Genomic DNA, 19640 nt, shown 5'->3' with positions numbered 1-19640 from the left:
TGGGTGTGTGCGTAACCGGCTGGCACGATCAACCGGCTAACACGACCCCTGTCACGCCCTTGCTGCGGCTTGCCGTAATTAGCCGAAGGCGCGTGCCCCTTAAAGCTTGCGCAGACGCTCCAGCGCGGCCAGCAAGGTTGCATCTTGCTTGGCAAAGCAAAAGCGCACTACTTTTTGATCGAAACCATCCCCGTAAAACGCAGACAGCGGAATGGCCGCCACGCCCAGCTCTTGCACCATCCACTGGCAAAAATCGGCTTCGTTGAGATCTGTCACTTCAGAAATATCCACGCACTGGAAGTAAGTGCCTGTGGTGGGCAGCAGCTTCAGGCGCGTTTGCTGCAGCCCTTCTGCAAACAAATCGCGCTTGCGCTGGTAGAAGGCGGGTAGCTCCAGATAGGGCGCCGGGTCTTGCATATAGGCGGACAAGCCGACCTGCATGGGCGTGTTCACGGTGAATACATTGAACTGGTGCACCTTGCGGAATTCGCTCATCAACGCGGCAGGCGCTGCCACCGTACCCACCTTCCAGCCGGTGACGTGGTAAGTCTTGCCAAAGCTGGAGACGATGAAGGCGCGCGCTGCCAAGCCGGGAAAGCGTGCGGCACTTTCGTGCTGCGCGCCGTCAAACACCATGTGTTCGTACACCTCATCGCTGATCAGCAGCACGTTGGTGGGGGCGAGCAGGGCTTCGAGCTGGCGCATTTCATCAGCGGTCCAGATGGTGGCGCTGGGGTTGTGCGGGGTGTTCACAATCATCAGGCGCGTTTGGGGCGTGATGGCTGCGGCAATTTTTGCGAAGTCCGGGCGGAAGCTGCCTGGCGTAAGCGGCACCCGCACGATGACGCCGCCGGCCAACTCAATGTTGGGGGCATAGCTGTCGTAGCAAGGGTCCAGCACAATTACTTCGTCACCCGCGTGCACGGTGGCCAAAATGGCCGTCAAGATGGCTTGCGTGGCACCTGCGGTGATGGTGATCTCGGTGTGTGGGTCGTAGTGTGCGCCATGCAAAGTGGCAATTTTGGCGGCCACGGCTTCACGCAACTGCGGCATGCCGGGCATGGGCGGGTATTGGTTGTGCCCGGCTTGCATGGCGGCGGTGACGGCATCCAGCAACTTGGGGTCGCAGCCGAAGTCGGGAAAGCCTTGGCCCAAATTAACGGCGTGGTGCTGGTTGGCCAGGGCCGACATCACAGAAAAAATGGTGGTGCCCACATTGGGCAGCTTGCTAGGGAAAGCAGGGGTCACAGGTGTTGTCATGGCAAAAAAATGGGATGCCGTGTGGCACCCCGGTTTTGAGCAGGAAATCAAAGTTCGTAATCGTTCACGTGGCCGCTCATGGCGCGCAAGATCAAGTCTCGCGAGAGGCGGTCGCTCAGCGTTTCGGCAAATTTGTACACAAAGTTGCGCAGGTAGGCGCCGCGCTTGAAGGCTACGCGCGCCACGCTCTGGCCAAACAGGTGGCCCATGGGGCGTGAAACCAAATCAGGGCCCAGTTCTTCACGCATGGCCATCTCGGCCACGATGCCAATGCCCAAGCCAAGGCGCACGTAGGTTTTGATCACGTCCGAGTCAATCGCTTCCAGCACGATGCGTGGCGCAATTTTGCGCGTGGCGAAGGCGGCATCGACCTTGCCGCGCCCTGTGAATGAGGGGTGGTAGGTAATCAGCGGTTCGTCGGCCAAGTCATCCAAACCGATGCGCTCTTTGGTGGCCAGACGGTGTCCGCTGGGCACGACCAGCACGTGCTGCCATTCATAGCAGGGCAATGTCACCAAGTCGGGGTAATCGGCCAGCGATTCGGTGGCCATGCCAATTTCAGCGACTTCGTCGATCACCATGCGCGCCACTTCGTGGGGCGTGGCTTGGTGCAAGCTGATATTGACCTTGGGGTAACTGCTGCGCAGCTTGGCTACGGCGTGCGGCAGCACATAACGCGCTTGGGTGTGGGTGGTGGCAATGCTGAGTGTGCCGCTGTCTTGGGCGCTGAACTGCTCGCCGATGCGCTTGAGGTTGCCCACCTCACGCATGATGAGTTCAATGCTTTTGAGCACGTGTTGCCCGGGCTCGGTAATGCGCTTGAGGCGCTTGCCGTGCCGCGCAAAGATGTCCACCCCCAGCTCTTCTTCCAGCTCAATGATGGCTTTGGAGACGCCGGGCTGCGAGGTGTGCAGCGCTTTGGCCGCTTCGGTCAGATTGAGGTTGCGGCGGGCAGCTTCTTGGACAAAACGGAATTGATGCAGATTCATAAGAGGATGGTAGCAACGATGCTTTCATCATTATGAATGAAATATCTAAAGATGTATTTTTTTATGCAATGTATTGCATCGCAATCTGCGCCAGTAGCTGGGTCACACGGGGGTCTTCGCCCACGGCGGTGGCAACCTCAAAACTGACAGCAGGGTGTTGCTGGCGCAGGGCCTCGACCAGGACGGGTAAATCATGGCGGGCGTGGCGGCCTGTGCCCAAAAACATGGGCAGCACCGTAATGGCTGTGCAGCCTTGATGGATCAGGTGCTGGCAGGCCGTGGGGAGATCGGGCTCGGTGAGTTCGAGGTAGGCGCAGGTACTCAGCGCATCAGGGCACCGTTGCTGCAGGACATCAGCGACGGCTGCAATTGGTAGCGACCAGCGCGGATCGCGCGAACCGTGGGCGAAGAATACGATGCCGCGCACCGGCGGCATCTGCGTTATCGGCGTATGACCAGCCATGCAAAAGCCCCAAGGGAGAGTAAGGAGTAAATCAGGCCAGGAGCTGCAGCCGTAAGCATGGGTGACCAGTTCTGCAGATTGCCCGCATAGCCAAACACGTTGTTAAGCAAGAAGAAGCTGATACCCGCCATGACGCCCCCAAACACGTAGCCTGCAATGCCGCCAGAGCGAAAGTGCAGGTAAGCAAAGGGCAGTGCCAGCACGACCATCACCAGGCAACTCAGCGGATAGAACACTTTGCGCCAGAATTCAATTTCGTATTTCTGTGCAGACTGATCGTTGGTCTTCAAGTGCTGGATGAACTGAAACAGCTCCAGCGTTGGCATACGATCCGGCTTGTGCACGGCTGCAATCAGCATTTCGCTGGTAATGCTGGTGGGCCAATTGAGCTGCGCATGGCTGTCTTTGGTGACGGCTGCAGCGCTGTCGTTGGCGGTTGAACTGGCATAGCTCAAACGTGTCAGGCGTGCATTTTCCAGCAACCAGTTGTCCGCCTCTTCTTGCACTTGACCTTGGTCTGCATGCAGTTGCAGTGTCATGCGCCCTTGGCGATCAAACTCAAAAATGCGGATACCGGTGAGGGCACCGTCTGCGCGTACAGCACGCACGTTGACAGCCAAGGTGCCATCTTTGGTTTTTTCTTTGAGCCAAGCGCCAGTCGATCCAGTGGTGGAGGTTTGCCCTAAATACTTGGCCTTGGCTACCAATGCCCAGCGTTCTGCTGCAGGTGCAATGTAGTCACCGACGGCGACGGTGAGCACGACAAAGCCAGCGCCCAAAACCAGCATGGTGCGCAAAGCCATCCATGGGCCTAAGCCACTGGTGCGCATGATGGTGAACTCCGAGCTTTGTGCAAAGCGCGCCATCACAAAAATACTGCCTATCAGCACCGCAATCGGCAGCAATTCATACAAATGCTTGGGCAATCCAAAGGTGACGGCCAGCAATGCGTGCCACACGGTGTAGGTGACGTCGCCAAACTTGCGGCCTACGTCCCCCATTTCATCGAGCAAATCGAAGAAAAAAAACATGGCCAAAAAAGCCAGCGCCACAAAGCCGATTGCGCTGATGGTGTCGCGGTAGATGAGTGTGCGTAACGTTTTCATGCAGTTACTCCACGACGTTGCCACAGGTCTTTGATGTGCCAACGGTGATGCCGGATGGCCAAGCCGAGTGCAGCAACCGCAAAGATGCTTCCATGTATACCCAGGAGATAACCACCTAAAGACATGCGACCCGAAGCAACCCAGCTTTGTCCCATGTTCATTAAGTTGTAATACACCACGAAAGCCAATAAAGCGACTACCAAACTGGTGCTTTGGCCTGCACGAGGGTTCACGATGGTGATGGCTAAAGCCAGTACCAAAAGATTGAGGGCGGCCAGTGGCAGGCCTGCACGCCAGCCCGCTTCGGCCAGATAGACAGGGTTGGTGTTTTGAAGCAATTGCGGTGTAGAAATCGCTCGTGCGGTCAGGCTGGTTTTGGCGGGGCTGCTGTCTTCCAAACGCAGCGTATAGCTGTCAAAGTGTGTGAGTTTGATTTGACCGGTAGTCTGGTCGGTTTCTACACGCTGGCCCTCAGTCAGGACGGCATTACGCACACCATCGACTGTTTGGATTTGTGCAGTCTTGGAGGACGTCACAAATTCACGACCTTGGCGTTGCTCCACCAGAAAAATATTGCTGGCCGATTCTTGGGAGGCGCTGTCCTTGTCAATGAAGATCACGCGTGTGCCATCAGAAGATTCTTGAAACTCACCGGGCGCAATGCGGTCTATATCACTACGTTGCTCAAATTGGCTGCGCAATTCTTGGATCTGTTGGTTGCTCCAAGGCCAAACGAGCAGGCCCAGTACGGCAATCACTGCCACAATCGGCCAAGCAAAGCGCAAGATAGGCTTGAGTTGGCTGGCGAGGCCTTGGCCACTGGCAAACCAGATGGACATTTCGCTATCGCGGTACATGCGCGACAGCGTGCCAACCACCGCCACAAAGAGGCTCAGCGTCAAAATCGTGGACAGTTGACCAAGCACGGTAAAACCCATGACCAGCATCACATCGGATGGGCTGACAGTGCCTTTGGTGGCTTGGCCCAGCGTGCGGATCAGCATCATGGTCATAACCACGGTGATAAGCACCACTAAGGTGGCGCCGAAGCTGCGGCCCAGCTCCTTGCGTATGGATGAATCGAATAACATTGGCTGAAAAGGAAAACGCCGATTATGAACTTTGAACTGAAGGCTTTGAATCTGTCCAGCGCAGCTGCAGCAAAGTGTGATCTTCTTTTATTGTTGGTGCCTGAGTCATTCAAGCCCCAACAAGACCCTTTGTCCGCCTTGGTAGACAGCGTAACGCGCCATGGTGACTGGTCTGCGGTCTGTAGTAAACAGCTGCATTTGTACCAGCCCCAAGGGGTGCAAGCGCGCCGCGTGCTGTTGCTGGGCACAGGCAAAGGCTCTGCGCGGGATGTGCGCGCTGCGCTAGCAAGTGCTGCTTCCGTGCTCAAAGCCGAAGGCGTCAAACATGCGGTAATTTGTTTGAGCGCTTTGGAAGATGCTGCCCAGGCGGTGCGTATTGCTGTGCAATCTGTAACGGATGCTGCATATACCTATACATTGACCAAATCAAAAGCAAAATCCCCTGCGCTGGGCAAAGTGACCGTGGGAGTGACTAGCAAGTCTGCTGATATCAGCCAGATTTTTGACCAAGTCGTGGCGGTCTCTTTGGGCCAGTCGCTGGCCAAAGAATGGGGCAATCGACCTGCAAACTACGCAACGCCTAGCTTGCTGGCCAAGGCCGCGAAGGACTTGGCCAAGCAGTCGTCAGCCATTCAATGCAAGGTGCATGGCCCCAAGGATGTTGAGAAACTGGGAATGGGGGCGTTTTTGGCAGTTGCTCAAGGCTCTAAAGAACCCTTGCAATTGATTGAGCTGAGCTATAGCGGGGCGGCCAAGTCGCAGGCGCCGGTGGTGTTGGTGGGCAAAGGCATCACGTTTGATACAGGTGGCATTTCCCTCAAGCCTGCCGCGGCTATGGATGAAATGAAGTTCGATATGTGTGGCGCGGCGAGTGTGCTGGGAGTATTTCGTGCGTTGGCGGAACTCAAACTTGCTATTAATGTGGTCGGTTTGATTCCTGCGTGCGAGAACATGCCTGATGGCGCTGCTGTAAAGCCCGGTGATGTGGTAACCAGCATGAGTGGTCAAACCATCGAAATTTTGAATACTGACGCTGAAGGGCGTTTGGTGCTGTGCGATGCGCTGACCTATGCTGCACGCTTTAAACCGGCAGCCGTGGTCGACATCGCAACGTTGACGGGTGCGTGTGTGATTGCCTTGGGTGGCATTCGCTCGGGTATGTACGCCAATCAAGAGGCACTGGGCCAGGCATTGCAGCAGGCAGGTGAAAAGAGTCATGACCTGTGCTGGCGCATGCCTTTGGATGATGATTATTCCGAAGGCCTCAAGAGCAATTTCGCGGACATGGGTAATGTGGCGGGCCGCGCCGGTGGCTCTATCACTGCAGCTAAATTCCTGCAGCGCTTCGTGGGCGATATGCCATGGGCGCATTTGGATATCGCGGGTACCGCATGGAAGGAGGGTGCAGCCAAGGGGGCAACAGGCCGTCCTGTGCCTTTGCTGGTGCAGTATCTGCTGGATGCCGCGCAGCAACCTGTAGCCAAAACGCGTAAAGCCCCAGAGGCAACCAAGCCTGCGCGAAAATCTGCCGCGAAGACTGCATTGGTACCTCAAACAGCGGCGGTAAAAGCGAAGGCGCCTCAAGTCTGATGACTGACACAACCTCTAGCCCACAGGTGGCTTTTCACTTCAACGCCCCAGATAAGTTGGACTATGCGTGCCGTTTTATCCGCAAAGCATTGCGCCACGACGCGCGTGTGACAGTGGTTGCTCCGCTGGAGCGGCTGCGGCAACTGTCTGCACGTCTGTGGAAATTTGCAGGGCATGAGTTTTTGGCCCATGCAGTACAAGGCGATGATGCAGAGCTTTTTGCTTTGGCTCCCGTGGTGCTGGTGGAAGCTGCTCAGCTCAGCACGCACCGTGAGGTGCTGCTGAATTTGGGACTGGAAATGCCACAAGGTTTTGAGTCGTTCAGCAAAGTGGTAGAGGTGGTGTCCAGCTTTGATGAACAAGATCGTGCATTGGCCCGTGGGCGTTGGCGCAGTTACCAAAGTGCAGGACATGCGATTGAGCGGTTTGACTTGGTACTGCAAGGAGATCGGTGATGGCTGCTATGGATACACGGCATCCCCCGCGTTTCGTGCCGACGCTCACTGATGTAGTTCCAGACGCTGAGACGATGCTGGCTGCTCCCAACTTCGCTGTGTCGCAAGAGCATTTGCCAGAGCCGGTGGATGCGCCGTTTGTGCAAGATGTTGCGGAGTCCGCAGCACCTCTGGCGAAAACTGCCAGCGCGCCAGAACTGCCAACGCAGCAGTGCTTGGTGGATATAGCGCAGTCTATGCAGGCCAATGTCATGGCCCGCCTGGATGAGACTTTGGAGGAGCGTTTGCGCTATGCGCTGGCAGACATGGTGCAACTGCACACCCAATCGCTGTATCAAGCGATTCGCGCTGATGTTGAGCGCCTGGTGAGCAGTGCCGTGCATGAGGCCATCGCCCAAGAGCTGGCGCATATGCGCTCCCAAACCGATCAGCTTTGATTGCTGCTCAGCTGTCCTAACGTGGTGCAGCTTCAGGGTTCAAAATATTGCTAGGCGTGCCTTGCGCAAAGTTACGCACGTTGTCAAACGCAGCGCTGAAGTACAGTTCATAGCTGTCTTGCTCTACATATCCAATGTGTGGCGTGCAGATGCAGTTTTCCATCCGCAGCAGGGACTGGCCTTGCAAAATAGGCTCGCTCTCAAAAACGTCAATAGCGGCTAAGCCGGGGCGGCCGCGCTGCAAGGCGGTCACCAGCGCATCGGGCGCTATCAGTTCTGCACGTGCTGTATTCACCAGCAGTGCTGTGGGCTTCATGAGCGCTAGGTCTTGGCTTTGCACAATGTGTTGGGTTTGCGCATTAAGTCGCAGGTGTAAGGACAGTACGTCGCTGTGAGCAAAAAAGGATTCCTGACTTGCAGCGGCCGCATACCCATCTTGCTGGGCTTTTATGCGGGAAGATTCGCTGCCCCAGATGACGACTTGCATGCCAAATGCCTTGCCATAGCCTGCCACCAGCTGGCCGATTCGGCCATAACCCCAAATGCCTAATGTGCGCTCTCGCAGGGAGGTACCCAAGGCAAAATTGGGGGGCATAGAGGCTGTCTTTAACCCTGATTGTTGCCATGCACCATGTTTGAGGTTAGAGATGTATTGCGGCAGGCGCCTTGTGGCAGCCATGATGAGTGCCCATGTCAGCTCAGCAGGCGCAACTGGTGAGCCTACGCCCTCTGCAATCAGAACGCCGTGGTCGGTGCAAGCCTGAACGTCGATGTGGGGCCCTGCTTTGCCTACCTGTGCAATAAGTTTTAACTTGGGCAGTTTCTCAATCAATTGCCGGCTAATCGGCGTGCGCTCTCGTATCAGGACGATGACGTCTGCATCGCGCAAGCGCACCGCGAGTTGACCCACACCTTTGACCGTGTTGGTAAAGACTTTGGTCGTAAAACCATCCAAGAGCGCTGCGCATTGCAGCTTGCGCACAGCATCTTGGTAGTCGTCGAGGATGACAATATTCATGGGCAATAGGGGCTTGCTGCTGGAGCCAAGAAAAGCATGCATTGCAAATAGCATGCAAGGACTGCTGTACCCCGCGTATTGTCCTATAGCCTGAGTGCATGAAGCCCGTGGTTAGGGACATATCGTGTATGCAACTGCGACATTCGTGCAGTTTTAGTTGCACGAGCGGTTGAGGAGGTATATGCCAATTAGGCTCTTGAGCTAAGCGGAAAAAGCGCTGCTAGCTCCTATTTTTGCACTTCATGCAAGTGCCTAAGCTGGTTTGGTTGGACGTGGCAACTGGGCCTTGGCGCGCTCCCAAGTCAAGCGCACATCGGTTTTTTCTGCGGTGCGATAGGTGAAGCTGCGGCCCATTAACCCGCCGCTGCTGGGCATAACAGGTTGGCGTGATGTGGAATACGGCGTAGTGCTCATAAATCCTCCTGCCGGTATGGCGCAACTGTATGAATCGGTGAGAACCGTTGGTTGCATCGTGCAGCAATTATCGGGAACTGATTCGGGCTTATTCACGCTATTTGTTGTCAGGTGTTTTTGACGTTTGGGTGAAGTGGCAAGAGTGACGTGTGGTGGACGATGGGTTGTGCGACATTAATGTGCTGCAACACGCCATGTGTTGCGCATTTCTTGCTCAGCCAGGGCATCCAGCGCCGCACAAACATCTGCTAATTTGCCGGATAAGGCAAAACGATTGCTGTCCTTGTCTTTACTGCGGCGCATTAAACGGACATTCCCGGTGCAAGTTTTGCAAGTCACGGTGCGCAACGACACATCGCAGAAAGTATTTTGGTTGCTGGCGGATGTGCGCGCAGTTTTGATATGTGGCAGAGGCAATGGGCAGTGCAAAAGGTGCATGGCGTACTCCTTGGTGGAGAAATTGAGATAAAACAGGCGACAGCAATCCCTGCAGCGCAAATGGCCGCATGCATGGAGGGGGAGATGGCTTTTTTAGAGCTGGATGGCGTTGCGGATCAGGCCAACAGCCAGGCCTTCGATCGCAAAATTTTCTTCTTCACCGACTTGGATGATGGGGTAGTCAGGGTTCTCAGGCAGCAGCTCAATCCCGTGAGCGGATTTGCGCAAACGCTTGACGGTAACTTCATCACCGAGGCGTGCCACCACGATTTGACCGTTGCGGGCTTCTCGGGTGGATTGCACCGCGAGTAAATCCCCGTCCAAGATGCCGGCATCGCGCATCGACATGCCGCGCACGCGCAAAAGGTAGTCGGGTTTGCTGGCAAACATGGAACTCTCGACGGCGAAACTTTGGTCAATGTGCTCTTGCGCCAAAATGGGCGACCCTGCAGCGACGCGGCCCACCAGCGGTAACCAAAGAGGTTGCATGGCAGCCATTGGCAGGTCAAAGTGTGTGCCTCGGGCTGCGTTAATGTTGCGCACGGTCTCGCTGACCAAGCGAATGCCGCGCGAAGTGCCGCTGACCAATTCAAGTACGCCTTTGCGTGCCAAAGCCTTGAGGTGCTCTTCTGCTGCATTGGCAGACCGGAAACCCAGGGTGCGCGCAATCTCGGCGCGTGTTGGCGGCGCGCCTGTGCGGGAGATGGCTTCTTGAATGAGATCCAGAATCTGCTGCTGTCTGGGGGTGAGGGTGGTGTGCTCCATGCCTGTCCTTTTGAAGGATAACTGTTTGTTTATCCAGTACCTGTATTTTTAACCAGTTTCGTGAGGGGTGCAAGTGTCTACAACAAGAAAAATTGTGATCTTGGGTACGGGAGGGACAATTGCGGGCCAGGGCAGCGCCCATGGAGGTGGTGTTGGCTACCAACCTGGGCAGATTGATGTTGCACAGTTGTTGCAGCCGATTGTTGATCGCTGCCTGCCGGAGCATTTCGTATTCGTGGCTGAACAGGTTGCACAACTCGACAGCAAAGACATGGATATCACGACTTGGCAGCAGCTAGCGCAGGCGTGCAGCAAGTGGTTGGATCAAGCTGATGTGGCAGGTGTAGTAATTACCCATGGCACCGATACATTGGAAGAGACGGCTTGGTTCTTGCAGTGCGTGCTGCGGCCGGTGAAGCCTGTGGTCATGACATGTGCGATGCGCCCCGCCACGGCTTTGTCGGCCGACGGCCCTGCCAATTTGCGGGATGCAGTGATTTGTGCCGCTGATGGCGTAGCCGGCGTGTGGGTGACTGCGGCGGGCGAGGTGCATGGCGCGCAATGGCTGCGCAAGGCGCATCCGTACCGCGTGCATGCCTTCTCCTCTGGAGCACAGGGGCCTGTAGCTTGGGTCGAGGAGGGGCGTGTGCGTTGGCTGCAGCGTGCATCTGCAACCTTGGTATTGCCTGAACTGGCTGCTGCAGTGTGGGAGCGCGATGCCAAGCAGTGGCCGTGGGTGGAGTTGGTGACCAGTACCGCAGCAGCGCGGCCTGCTGCGGTAGATGCGTTGGTGGCGGCGGGCGTGCAGGGCCTGGTGGTGGCAGGCACAGGCAATGGGTCTATTCACCAAGCCTTGCTGCAAGCACTGCAGCGTGCCACGGCCCAAGGCGTGATGGTGTGGCGGACTACGCGCTGCGAGCAGGGGCAGATTGTGCTGGCCGATGGCGAGCAGGACGCGGCGGTGACGCCCCTTAGTCCTGTCAAGGCACGCATCAGTCTGATGCTGGCGCTGCTGCAAAACTAGTGCATACGCCTTACGTGTGGAATGCGTGTGGCGCTGCGTGGTTGCAGTGCACATAAAAAAGCTGCCTCTGGGGCAGCTTTTTTGTGGGTGTGTAAAAAAAATCAGGCGCCCAATGCTTGGAAAGCGCGCGCCGTGATTTCTTCGACAGAACCCATGCCGCTGATGGCGCGGTATTGGGGAGCCTTGGCTGGGTCTTGCTTGGCCCAAGCTTGGTAGTAGTCCACCAAAGGACGCGTTTGGTTGCTGTACACATCCAGACGCTTTTTGACAGTCTCTTCCTTGTCATCGTCACGCTGTACCAGGTCTTCGCCGGTCACGTCGTCCTTGCCTTCCACCTTCGGTGGGTTGAACTTGACGTGGTAGGTGCGACCCGATGCAGGGTGCGAGCGGCGACCGCTCATGCGCTCGATGATGGCGTCGAAAGGAACGTCGATTTCCAGCACGTAGTCCAGATCCACGCCTGCGGCCTTCATGGCATCGGCCTGGGGGATGGTGCGGGGGAAGCCATCGAACAAGAAACCGTTGGCGCAATCGGCTTGGGCGATGCGTTCTTTGACCAAGTTGATGATCAGGTCGTCGCTCACCAGCTGTCCAGCTTCCATCACGGCCTTGGCTTGCAGGCCCAAAGGTGTGCCAGCCTTCACGGCGGCGCGCAGCATGTCACCCGTGGAGATTTGGGGAATGCCGAACTTCTGGCAAATAAAAGCAGCTTGTGTGCCTTTGCCGGCGCCGGGAGCGCCCAACAAAATCAGTTTCATGGAGATCCTCGATATATAGAAATTCTTGGCGAAGCGGGGCGTTTTGATGCAGCAAAAAAGCAGGCGGCTACCGCTTGATATCTTTTCAAGGATAGCATGCACGCCCTTATTTTTGACTTACAAAGTCGCCAGTACTTCGCGTCTGCGTCGTTTCTCGGGGGCGATGCCAGTGACTTGACAGGCGGTGCTCAGGGTGCTTATTCGCTATGCACAAAGCATACTGTGTTGATAAAAGACAGACATGTCTTGTAGAAGACATTGCTGTGGAATTTCTGAAAATAGGAGCATTTGGCGCATGTCTGTCTTGAGTTTTCCATTGGAATGCATGGCATCTCTTGCAAATTCAAGCGCTAACTGCTCTTATTTTTCATTCAATTTTCAGAAATTCCTGAAATATTTTGGCTTAAGCGTGGCGCAAGAGCGCGCGTACACGTTCCAAATCTTCCGGCGTATCTACGCCTGTACCGGGTGGATTTTGTGTAATGTGCACGGCAATTTGATGGCCGTGCCACAGGGCGCGCAATTGTTCCAGTGATTCCAGTTGCTCCGTGGGCGCAGGCGTGAGTTGGGGAAAGCTGCGCAAAAACCCCGCTTTGTACGCGTATATACCCACATGGCGCAGCGGCGCGTGGTCGCTGTTTTCGCTCCACCATTGCGTGTCGGCATGGTCGCGGTTGAAGGGAATGGGGGCGCGGCTGAAGTAGTGCGCCAGGCCCTGGGCGTTGCACACGACTTTGACCACATTGGGGTTCAGATAGTCAGCCAGGTTGGCAATGCGGTGTGCGGCGGTGCCCATGCTGGCGCTGGGTGCGCAGGCAAGCACCTGTGCCACGGAATCAATCAAGGCGGGGTCTATCAGCGGCTCATCCCCTTGAACGTTGACCACCATGTCGTCGCCATGCAGGCCCAATTGGGCGCAGGCTTCGGCCAAACGGTCGCTGCCGCTGGGGTGGTCAGCACGGGTCAGCAGCGCTTCGACGCCATGGGCAGCACACGCTTGCACGATAGAGGCATCGTCGGCGGCCACCACCACACGGTCGGCAGCACTTTGGCGTGCTTGCAGTGCTACACGCACCACCATGGGCAAGCCTGCAATGTCTGCCAGCGGTTTGTTGGGCAGACGGCTGGAGGCCAGTCGCGCGGGGATGAGAACGGTAAAGCCCACGGTGTTTAGCCTTCCAGTTCGCTGTCTTCCAGGGGGCGTGCTTCGTTTTCCAGCAAGATGGGCATGCCGTCGCGCACGGGGTAGGCCAAGCGGGCGCTTTGCGAGATCAGCTCCTGGCGCTCTTTGTCAAAGCGCAAAGGGCCTTTGGTGACGGGGCAGACCAAGAGTTCAAGCAGTTTGGGGTCCATAGCGGTGTACCAGTGGTGTTCTGTATTAAGAGGGGGATGATAGGCACGGATGCTTATCTAGCAGATCAAAATAGCCTTGATCCACGTGAAGGTGCAAAGGCACCGCCAAGGCGTCAGGGCATTGCTGCCAGAGCTTGGCGGCATCTTTTTCAGTGCAAATCACTTGAATGCGCTCACCAGACGGGCGCTTCCAGCTTTCAAAATTGTAGTGATCTGGCAGGGCTTCGGTGCTGGCTAATGCCAGAGACTGGGCGCGCAGCATGGCAAAAAAATCTTCGGGGCGGGCAATGGCTGCCAAAGCGTGCAGTGGCTGGCTTTGCAAGCTCTGCAAAGGCACGCGCTGGCCGCTGCGTGTGATGGCATAGGGCGCCAATTGGCGCTGCACATGAAAACACGGGATGCTGGCCGGTGTGCCTGAAGGCGGCCGCGCTGCGGAATACAGTGCAGCAGTGACCGGGCGTGGCCACGCTTCGCGCAGCGGGCCAGCAGGCAGCAGCCAGCCGTTGCCAATCCCTTCGTTGTTGAAGACGCAAATCTCTATGTCGCGTGCCAGTGCGTGGTGCTGCAGCCCGTCATCGCAGACCAGGACATTGGTGGCTGGATAGGCGGCCAGCAAGGCGCGAGCGGCATCGATGCGCTGGCGCGCCACAAAAACTGGCACGCCGCTGGCGCGGGTCATGAGCAAGGGCTCATCGCCCACCTCTTGCGGCAGGGATTCAGACGTGGCCTCGCGGCAGTCATTGGTGCTGCGGCCATAGCCGCGCGAGATGATGCCTGGCGTGAAGCCCCGCGACTGCAAATGCGCCACGGTGGCCAGCGTCACGGGGGTTTTGCCTGCGCCGCCTGCAATCACATTGCCCACCACGATGGTGGGAATGCCCGGGTGCGCAGCTTTTTTCCAGCCCCATACATACAGCTTGCGCTGCAACCCAGACAGTGCGCCATACACGGCCGCTAGCGGCCACAAAGCGCGGGCGGCCAGATTGCGGCTGCGCCAGATATGGCGCAAGCGCTCAGAGCCTGTGCCCTGGTGGGCGGGGGCACTCATTGGTGCAGCCTTATTTTTTGCCGGCAGAAGCGGCCGACTGGGTGGCAAAGGTAATTTGCGTCAAACCTGCACGTCGCGCAGCTTCCATGGCAGACACCACGGCCTGGTGCGGGGCTGCCGCATCGGCGCTGATGATGACAATGCTGTTGGCCCCCGCTGGGGCAGCACCAGCCAGGGCGCTGGCAATCGCATCGACCGAGCGGTCTTCCAGCGCGCTTTTGTCCACCGCGTAACGCCCATCGGCCGCGATGGAGACAATCACTTCCTTGGGGCGATCGCGCATTTGCTCCGCGTCTGCGGTGGGCAAGGTCAGTTGCAGCTCTGTGAATTTGCTATAGGTGGTGCTCAGCATCAAGAAGATGAGGATCACCAAGAGCACATCAATGAAGGGAATCAGATTGATCTCTGGCTCTTCAGCGCGGCGGGGGCGAAAATTCATAGCCATGGTGCGCTTCGCTTCGTTATTTGGTGCGCAGGCGGTTGAGGTGGCGTACAAACTGTTCGCTGGCCAGCTCCAACTGCAGCAAATAAGCATCCACGCGGGCGCGGAAGTACTTCCAGAAGATCAGTGCAGGAATGGCTACGATCAAGCCAAAGGCGGTGTTGTACAGCGCAATCGAAATGCCGTGGGCGAGCTGGCCGGGGTTGCCGGTGCCCATGGCGCCAGCATTGGCTTGTGAACCAAAAATTTCAATCATGCCGATCACGGTGCCGAGCAGCCCCAGCAGTGGTGCGGCTGAGGCAATGGTGGCCAGTGCGCCCAGGTATTTTTCCAGACGGTGTGCCACCGAGCGGCCCTCCGCCTCCATGCGCGCGCGCAGGTCTTCTTCGCTGCTTTTGGGGTAGGCGCTGAGCTGCTGCATGCCACTGGCCAGCACTTCACCCAAGGCACTGTTTTGCGCCAGTTGCTGGATTACGTCGTTGGAGGGCAGACGGTCTTTGGAGACGGTGATGGCTTCGTCAAGCAATTTGGGCGGCGCAACACGGGCGGTTTTCAACGAGATAAAGCGCTCAAAAATCAGTGCCAGTGCGAAGATGGAGCATGCAATAAGGGGCCAGATGGGCCAGCCAGCGGCCTGTATGATCGACAGCAACTTTGTTTCTCCCGTGCTTGTGTTGTGAGTCTGCAGCCATGCATTATCGCGCAGCACCAGCGCGCTGCTTGGCTTGTGTGGCTTGATTGGCCTGCAATTGGCAAGCATCAAAGCTTACGCGCTGGCCGTGCAGGTGCGCTGTTGTTTTCTGCACTTGTTTGAGTGGATGCAGTCCTGATGTCTTTCTTTGATCCCCTTCCTTCGCTTGGCAAACCCCGTGTGTGGGATGTAGGCGCTTTGTGCCGCGCGATTGCTGACAGTCTGGAGGCGCGTTTCAACCCCGTGACGGTGCGCGGCGAGATCACGGGCTTTTCTCGCGCAGGCAGTGGGCATTGCTATTTCAGTATCAAGGATGCGGCCGGGCAGTTGCGCTGTGCCATGTTTCGCCGTGCCGCTGTGGCGATGGATTTCACGCCGCGCGATGGTGAGCTGGTCGAGGTGCGTGGCAAGCTGGGGGTGTATGAGCAGCGTGGCGATTTGCAACTGATTGTGGAGAGCCTGCAGCGCGCGGGGCAAGGTGCACTCTTTGAGCAGTTTTTGCGTGTGAAGGCCCAGTTGGAGAGCGAAGGGCTGTTTGATGCTGCGCGTAAACGCCCTTTGCCGGTGATGCCGCGTGGCATTGGCGTGGTCACATCGCTGGGCGCTGCGGCGTTGCACGATGTGGTGACGGCGCTGCGCCGCCGCGTGCCCCACATTCCGGTGTTGATTGCCCCTTCCATGGTGCAAGGGGGTGAGGCCCCTGCATCGATTGCCCAGGCGCTGCAGCTGCTGTATGACTTGGCAGCGCGCAAAGGCACGCCTGGCGTGCCGGTGATTGATGTGATTTTGCTGGTGCGTGGTGGTGGCTCCATGGAAGACCTGTGGGCTTTCAACGACGAGCGGGTGGCGCGCGCCATTGTGCAAAGCCCGGTGCCGTTGATCAGCGGTGTAGGGCACGAGACCGATTTCACCATAGCGGACTTTTGTGCGGATCTGCGTGCGCCCACGCCCACGGCTGCGGCGGAGTTGGTGGCCCAGCCGCGCCAAGCATGGCTGGATGGCTTGGAGGCGATGCAGGCACGCATTCAAGATGCGTTGCTGCGCCAGGTGGACCGTCAGGCGCAGCGTCTGGATGCCGCGGCCTACCGGCTGGTGCGGCCCAGCCAGCAAATGGCGCAGCAGCGGCTGCAGCTGTCGCAAATGCAGCAGCGTGCGCGGCATGGATTGCTCATGAAAATGCAGCGGCAGACGCAGGCTTATCAAGCGCTAGAGGCTGATTTGGTTCAAAAAACGCAACGCAGACTGCAGCAGCAAGGCCAAGGTTTGCAGCAGTTGCAAGTGCGTGTTGAATTGCTCAATCCGCAACGGGTGTTAGAGCGTGGCTATAGTGTGTTGACGACGCAAAGCGGGCAGGTCATCACCAGCGCCAAGCAGGCGCCCGTAGGTACGCCATTGAAAGCGGTGTTGGCCGATGGCAGTTTGGATGTGAGCGTGACGCAACCCAAGCTTTTGTAATCACCGTCATAGTCAAGCGCTTTGGCTTTTATAGCAAAAGCCTTGAGGTTTTAGCTGCAATTCGCCTGTGATGTTCCTACAATGGCTGACACAGTGCATGGTTTGCGCCAAGTCAAACTAAGCGCTTGGATTGCACGCAGCATCTGGCTGACCGCTGCTGCTGCGGTGCACCCTCTCTAACTATTTACACCACGAGGATTGAACATGGAACGCACTCTGCCCCCATTGCCTTACGCCATCGACGCCCTGGCTCCCCACTACAGCCAAGAAACGCTGGAGTACCACCACGGCAAGCACCACAACGCTTATGTGGTCAAGCTCAATGAGTTGCAAGTGGGCACCGAGTTTGAAAACATGGAACTGGAAGACGTCATCAAGAAGTCTTCGGGCGGCATCTACAACCAAGCAGCCCAGATCTGGAACCACACCTTCTTCTGGAACTGCATGACGCCCAATGGCGGTGCAGAGCCAACAGGCGCACTGGCGGATGCCATCAACAAGAAGTGGGGCTCATACGCTGAGTTCAAGAAAGCCTTTGTGGCTTCGGCAGTGGGCAACTTCGGCTCTGGCTGGACATGGTTGGTGAAGAAGGCTGACGGCTCGGTGGACATCGTCAACATGGGCGCTGCGGGCACACCTCTGACCACCGGCGACAAGGCGCTGCTCACGGTGGACGTGTGGGAGCACGCCTACTACATCGACTACCGCAACGCACGCCCCAAGTTTGTGGAAACTTTCTTCGACAAGCTGGTGAACTGGAAGTTCGCTGAAGCCAACTTTGCCGCTTAATGCACTGACTGACAGTTAACTGTCATCGCCGGTCATGATGCCGGTCAAGCCCGCTGGTGAAAGCCCGCGGGCTTTTCTTTTGTGGCGCTGTTAGATTGTGGGCTGCAAGCATCAAAAACAGCTTGCATTCAGCAAGTCTTATAGAAGAGTTTTTGATTAACTCTTGTAGAAGACTTGGTAAAAAGGGTGCATCAACGGTTAGAATTTTGTATTGTGGGAGTTCGCTTCACGGATACGAAATTTTGCGCTGTTGCTCCAGGCACCAAGCAAAACAGATACGGCAGCGGGCAACCGAGTCGGGACCAGGTCTTGTGCCTATCCATATCCCAGTAAACCATCGAGCCAAAAGCAAGAGATGACAACTCAGCAATCCACCATCATCTATACCCTGACGGATGAAGCTCCCCGTCTGGCCACCAGCGCTTTCCTGCCTGTGGTGCAAGCTTTCGCATCCACTGCGGGTGTGAATGTCGAAACCAGCGACATCTCTGTGGCTGCCCGTATCCTGGGTGAGTTCAGCGACATGCTGCCTGAAGCGCAGCGCGTACCGAACACACTTGCCGAGTTGGGTAAGTTGACCCTGACACCCGAAGCCAACATCATCAAGCTGCCTAACATTTCGGCCTCCGTAGCGCAGCTGATCGCAGCCATCAAGGAGCTGCAGGGCAAGGGCTATGCGCTGCCCGATTACCCCGAAGACCCCAAGACAGACGAAGACAAGGCTATCTTGGCGCGCTACTCCAAGTGCATCGGCTCGTCGGTGAACCCCGTGCTGCGTGAAGGTAACTCTGACCGCCGCGCGCCTGCTGCAGTGAAGAACTTCGCCAAGAAGAACCCCCACTCCATGGGTGAGTGGAAGCAGTGGTCGCAGACCCACGTCTCGCACATGCACGAAGGCGACTTCTACCACGGCGAAAAGTCCATGACGCTGGACAAAGCCCGTGACGTGAAGATGGTGCTGGAAACTACTTCGGGCAAGTCGATTGTTCTGAAGGAGAAGGTCGCGCTCAAGGATGGCGAGATCATCGACTCCATGTTCATGAGCAAGAAGGCGCTGTGCGAATTCTATGAGCGCGAACTCAATGACTGCAAGGAAGCAGGCATCTTGTTCTCGCTGCACGTCAAGGCCACCATGATGAAGGTCTCGCACCCCATCGTGTTCGGTCACTGCGTGAAGATCTACTACAAGGAAGCGTTCGAGAAGCACGGCAAGCTGTTTGATGAGTTGGGTATCAACGTCAACAACGGCATGGCTACGCTGTACGAAAAGATCGAGACGCTGCCTGCTTCGCAGCGCGAAGAAATCATTCGCGATCTGCACGCTTGCCACGCCAACCGTCCTGAGCTGGCCATGGTGGACTCTGCCAAGGGCATCACCAACTTCCACTCGCCCAACGACATCATCGTGGACGCATCCATGCCCGCCATGATTCGCCAAGGCGGCAAGATGTGGGGCGCTGACGGCAAGACTTACGACTGCAAGGCCGTGATGCCTGAGTCCACCTTTGCCCGTATCTACCAAGAAATGATCAATTTCTGCAAGTGGCACGGCAACTTCGATCCTCGCACCATGGGCACCGTGCCCAACGTGGGCTTGATGGCGCAAAAGGCGGAAGAGTACGGCTCGCACGACAAGACCTTTGAAATCTCCGAAGCCGGTGTGGCCAACATCGTAGACATCGCCACCGGTGAAGTGCTGCTGAGCCAAAACGTGGAAGCCGGTGACATCTGGCGCATGTGCCAGGTCAAGGACGCGCCGATCCGTGACTGGGTGAAGCTGGCCGTGACCCGTGCCCGCAACTCTGGCATGCCCGCGATTTTCTGGCTGGACGCCTACCGCCCCCATGAAGCCGAGCTGATCAAGAAGGTGCGCACCTACCTGAAGGACCACGACACCGAAGGTCTGGACATCCAGATCATGAGCCAGGTGCGCGCCATGCGCTTTACGCTCGAGCGCGTGGCCCGTGGCCTGGACACCATCTCGGTGACCGGCAACATCCTGCGCGACTACCTGACCGACCTGTTCCCCATTCTGGAGCTGGGCACCTCGGCCA

21 protein-coding genes are annotated in these 19640 nt (G+C 57.2%); 7 read left to right on the top strand and 14 right to left on the bottom strand.

Going from position 1 to position 19640, the window contains the following annotated elements; genetic code table 11:
• Window positions 1-99 precede the first annotated feature (99 nt).
• From B3R00_RS05255 to lptF, 5 genes are all read right to left on the bottom strand, one after another.
• The gene (locus B3R00_RS05255) at window positions 100-1260 is read right to left on the bottom strand and encodes a pyridoxal phosphate-dependent aminotransferase (RefSeq protein ID WP_286997859.1); all 1161 of its coding nucleotides are present in this window, start codon (window positions 1258-1260) and stop codon (window positions 100-102) included.
• A 47-nt stretch (window positions 1261-1307) separates the two neighbouring features.
• A complete protein-coding gene (locus B3R00_RS05250) occupies window positions 1308-2249 on the bottom strand; it encodes a CysB family HTH-type transcriptional regulator (RefSeq protein WP_219161973.1) in 942 nt (313 codons plus the stop codon).
• A gap of 61 nt (window positions 2250-2310) precedes the next feature.
• Window positions 2311-2685, bottom strand: a complete 375-nt coding sequence (locus B3R00_RS05245) for a sirohydrochlorin chelatase (RefSeq protein ID WP_219164769.1) — start codon at window positions 2683-2685, stop codon at window positions 2311-2313.
• A gap of 5 nt (window positions 2686-2690) precedes the next feature.
• A complete protein-coding gene (lptG, locus tag B3R00_RS05240) occupies window positions 2691-3818 on the bottom strand; it encodes an LPS export ABC transporter permease LptG (RefSeq protein ID WP_219161972.1) in 1128 nt (375 codons plus the stop codon).
• Entirely contained in the window at window positions 3815-4909 is a 1095-nt protein-coding gene (gene lptF, locus B3R00_RS05235) for an LPS export ABC transporter permease LptF (RefSeq protein WP_286997855.1), read from the bottom strand. Before lptF ends, lptG begins: the two co-directional genes overlap by 4 nt.
• Window positions 4910-4933: 24 nt before the next feature.
• On the opposite strand from lptF, the gene B3R00_RS05230 reads away from it, so the two are divergent.
• From B3R00_RS05230 to B3R00_RS05220, 3 genes are read left to right on the top strand one after another with little or no spacing between them, the layout of a single operon-like run.
• Window positions 4934-6499, top strand: a complete 1566-nt coding sequence (locus tag B3R00_RS05230; protein WP_219161970.1) for a leucyl aminopeptidase — start codon at window positions 4934-4936, stop codon at window positions 6497-6499.
• Window positions 6499-6954, top strand: a complete 456-nt coding sequence (locus B3R00_RS05225) for a DNA polymerase III subunit chi (RefSeq protein ID WP_219161969.1) — start codon at window positions 6499-6501, stop codon at window positions 6952-6954. The genes B3R00_RS05230 and B3R00_RS05225 overlap by 1 nt, the downstream gene beginning before the upstream one ends.
• A complete protein-coding gene (locus B3R00_RS05220; protein WP_219161968.1) occupies window positions 6954-7391 on the top strand; it encodes a hypothetical protein in 438 nt (145 codons plus the stop codon). The genes B3R00_RS05225 and B3R00_RS05220 overlap by 1 nt, the downstream gene beginning before the upstream one ends.
• A gap of 16 nt (window positions 7392-7407) precedes the next feature.
• On the opposite strand, the gene B3R00_RS05215 is transcribed toward B3R00_RS05220, so the two are convergent.
• From B3R00_RS05215 to lexA, 3 genes are all read right to left on the bottom strand, one after another.
• Complete coding sequence (locus tag B3R00_RS05215; RefSeq protein ID WP_219161967.1) at window positions 7408-8409, bottom strand: D-2-hydroxyacid dehydrogenase family protein; 1002 nt, start codon at window positions 8407-8409, stop codon at window positions 7408-7410.
• 588 nt (window positions 8410-8997) lie between these two features.
• On the bottom strand, window positions 8998-9261 hold the full coding sequence (locus tag B3R00_RS05210; protein ID WP_219161965.1) for a hypothetical protein: 264 nt from the start codon (window positions 9259-9261) through the stop codon (window positions 8998-9000).
• 93 nt (window positions 9262-9354) lie between these two features.
• Window positions 9355-10026 (bottom strand): transcriptional repressor LexA, encoded by a 672-nt coding sequence (gene lexA / locus B3R00_RS05205; RefSeq protein ID WP_219161964.1) that lies wholly within the window; start codon window positions 10024-10026, stop codon window positions 9355-9357.
• Between the two features lie 67 nt (window positions 10027-10093).
• Here lexA and B3R00_RS05200 point away from each other — a divergent pair, with 67 nt between their 5' ends.
• Window positions 10094-11050 carry an asparaginase gene (locus B3R00_RS05200; protein WP_376747678.1) on the top strand — a complete coding sequence of 319 codons (957 nt, stop codon included), beginning with the start codon at window positions 10094-10096 and terminating at the stop codon, window positions 11048-11050.
• Window positions 11051-11151: 101 nt separating this feature from the next.
• On the opposite strand, the gene adk is transcribed toward B3R00_RS05200, so the two are convergent.
• From adk to B3R00_RS05170, 6 genes are all read right to left on the bottom strand, one after another.
• Entirely contained in the window at window positions 11152-11808 is a 657-nt protein-coding gene (gene adk / locus B3R00_RS05195; protein ID WP_174862773.1) for an adenylate kinase, read from the bottom strand.
• 403 nt (window positions 11809-12211) lie between these two features.
• Window positions 12212-12973, bottom strand: a complete 762-nt coding sequence (gene kdsB, locus B3R00_RS05190; protein ID WP_286997849.1) for a 3-deoxy-manno-octulosonate cytidylyltransferase — start codon at window positions 12971-12973, stop codon at window positions 12212-12214.
• Window positions 12974-12978: 5 nt separating this feature from the next.
• Window positions 12979-13161 (bottom strand): Trm112 family protein, encoded by a 183-nt coding sequence (locus B3R00_RS05185; protein ID WP_054067691.1) that lies wholly within the window; start codon window positions 13159-13161, stop codon window positions 12979-12981.
• Between the two features lie 25 nt (window positions 13162-13186).
• A complete protein-coding gene (lpxK, locus tag B3R00_RS05180) occupies window positions 13187-14209 on the bottom strand; it encodes a tetraacyldisaccharide 4'-kinase (protein WP_286997846.1) in 1023 nt (340 codons plus the stop codon).
• Window positions 14210-14219: 10 nt separating this feature from the next.
• Window positions 14220-14648 (bottom strand): ExbD/TolR family protein, encoded by a 429-nt coding sequence (locus B3R00_RS05175; RefSeq protein ID WP_286997845.1) that lies wholly within the window; start codon window positions 14646-14648, stop codon window positions 14220-14222.
• 22 nt (window positions 14649-14670) lie between these two features.
• Window positions 14671-15303, bottom strand: a complete 633-nt coding sequence (locus B3R00_RS05170; RefSeq protein WP_286997843.1) for a MotA/TolQ/ExbB proton channel family protein — start codon at window positions 15301-15303, stop codon at window positions 14671-14673.
• A 174-nt stretch (window positions 15304-15477) separates the two neighbouring features.
• On the opposite strand from B3R00_RS05170, the gene xseA reads away from it, so the two are divergent.
• The 3 genes from xseA to B3R00_RS05155 form a co-directional block, all read left to right on the top strand.
• The gene (gene xseA, locus B3R00_RS05165; RefSeq protein ID WP_376747681.1) at window positions 15478-16797 is read left to right on the top strand and encodes an exodeoxyribonuclease VII large subunit; all 1320 of its coding nucleotides are present in this window, start codon (window positions 15478-15480) and stop codon (window positions 16795-16797) included.
• Window positions 16798-17001: 204 nt separating this feature from the next.
• Complete coding sequence (locus B3R00_RS05160) at window positions 17002-17586, top strand: superoxide dismutase (protein ID WP_174862768.1); 585 nt, start codon at window positions 17002-17004, stop codon at window positions 17584-17586.
• A gap of 355 nt (window positions 17587-17941) precedes the next feature.
• The coding region (locus tag B3R00_RS05155; RefSeq protein ID WP_286997838.1) for an NADP-dependent isocitrate dehydrogenase at window positions 17942-19640 on the top strand (1699 nt) is incomplete at its 3' end.

The sequence above is a fragment of the Comamonas sp. UBA7840 genome, assembly GCF_002501455.1.
Classification (GTDB): domain Bacteria; phylum Pseudomonadota; class Gammaproteobacteria; order Burkholderiales; family Burkholderiaceae_C; genus Comamonas; species Comamonas jiangduensis.
Note: the sequence above shows the minus strand (reverse complement) of the source record. Positions and strands in the feature narration are given on the sequence as shown.

What these genes read in the sequence shown, in the direction of transcription:
- B3R00_RS05255 (WP_286997859.1), bottom strand. Translation starts at nt 1,260, where the DNA reads ATGACAACACCTGTGACCCCTGCTTTCCCTAGCAAGCTGCCCAATGTG.
- B3R00_RS05250 (WP_219161973.1), bottom strand. Translation starts at nt 2,249, where the DNA reads ATGAATCTGCATCAATTCCGTTTTGTCCAAGAAGCTGCCCGCCGCAAC.
- B3R00_RS05245 (WP_219164769.1), bottom strand. Translation starts at nt 2,685, where the DNA reads ATGCCGCCGGTGCGCGGCATCGTATTCTTCGCCCACGGTTCGCGCGAT.
- lptG (WP_219161972.1), bottom strand. Translation starts at nt 3,818, where the DNA reads ATGAAAACGTTACGCACACTCATCTACCGCGACACCATCAGCGCAATC.
- lptF (WP_286997855.1), bottom strand. Translation starts at nt 4,909, where the DNA reads ATGTTATTCGATTCATCCATACGCAAGGAGCTGGGCCGCAGCTTCGGC.
- B3R00_RS05230 (WP_219161970.1), top strand. Translation starts at nt 4,934, where the DNA reads ATGAACTTTGAACTGAAGGCTTTGAATCTGTCCAGCGCAGCTGCAGCA.
- B3R00_RS05225 (WP_219161969.1), top strand. Translation starts at nt 6,499, where the DNA reads ATGACTGACACAACCTCTAGCCCACAGGTGGCTTTTCACTTCAACGCC.
- B3R00_RS05220 (WP_219161968.1), top strand. Translation starts at nt 6,954, where the DNA reads ATGGCTGCTATGGATACACGGCATCCCCCGCGTTTCGTGCCGACGCTC.
- B3R00_RS05215 (WP_219161967.1), bottom strand. Translation starts at nt 8,409, where the DNA reads ATGAATATTGTCATCCTCGACGACTACCAAGATGCTGTGCGCAAGCTG.
- B3R00_RS05210 (WP_219161965.1), bottom strand. Translation starts at nt 9,261, where the DNA reads ATGCACCTTTTGCACTGCCCATTGCCTCTGCCACATATCAAAACTGCG.
- lexA (WP_219161964.1), bottom strand. Translation starts at nt 10,026, where the DNA reads ATGGAGCACACCACCCTCACCCCCAGACAGCAGCAGATTCTGGATCTC.
- adk (WP_174862773.1), bottom strand. Translation starts at nt 11,808, where the DNA reads ATGAAACTGATTTTGTTGGGCGCTCCCGGCGCCGGCAAAGGCACACAA.
- B3R00_RS05185 (WP_054067691.1), bottom strand. Translation starts at nt 13,161, where the DNA reads ATGGACCCCAAACTGCTTGAACTCTTGGTCTGCCCCGTCACCAAAGGC.
- lpxK (WP_286997846.1), bottom strand. Translation starts at nt 14,209, where the DNA reads ATGAGTGCCCCCGCCCACCAGGGCACAGGCTCTGAGCGCTTGCGCCAT.
- B3R00_RS05175 (WP_286997845.1), bottom strand. Translation starts at nt 14,648, where the DNA reads ATGAATTTTCGCCCCCGCCGCGCTGAAGAGCCAGAGATCAATCTGATT.
- B3R00_RS05160 (WP_174862768.1), top strand. Translation starts at nt 17,002, where the DNA reads ATGGAACGCACTCTGCCCCCATTGCCTTACGCCATCGACGCCCTGGCT.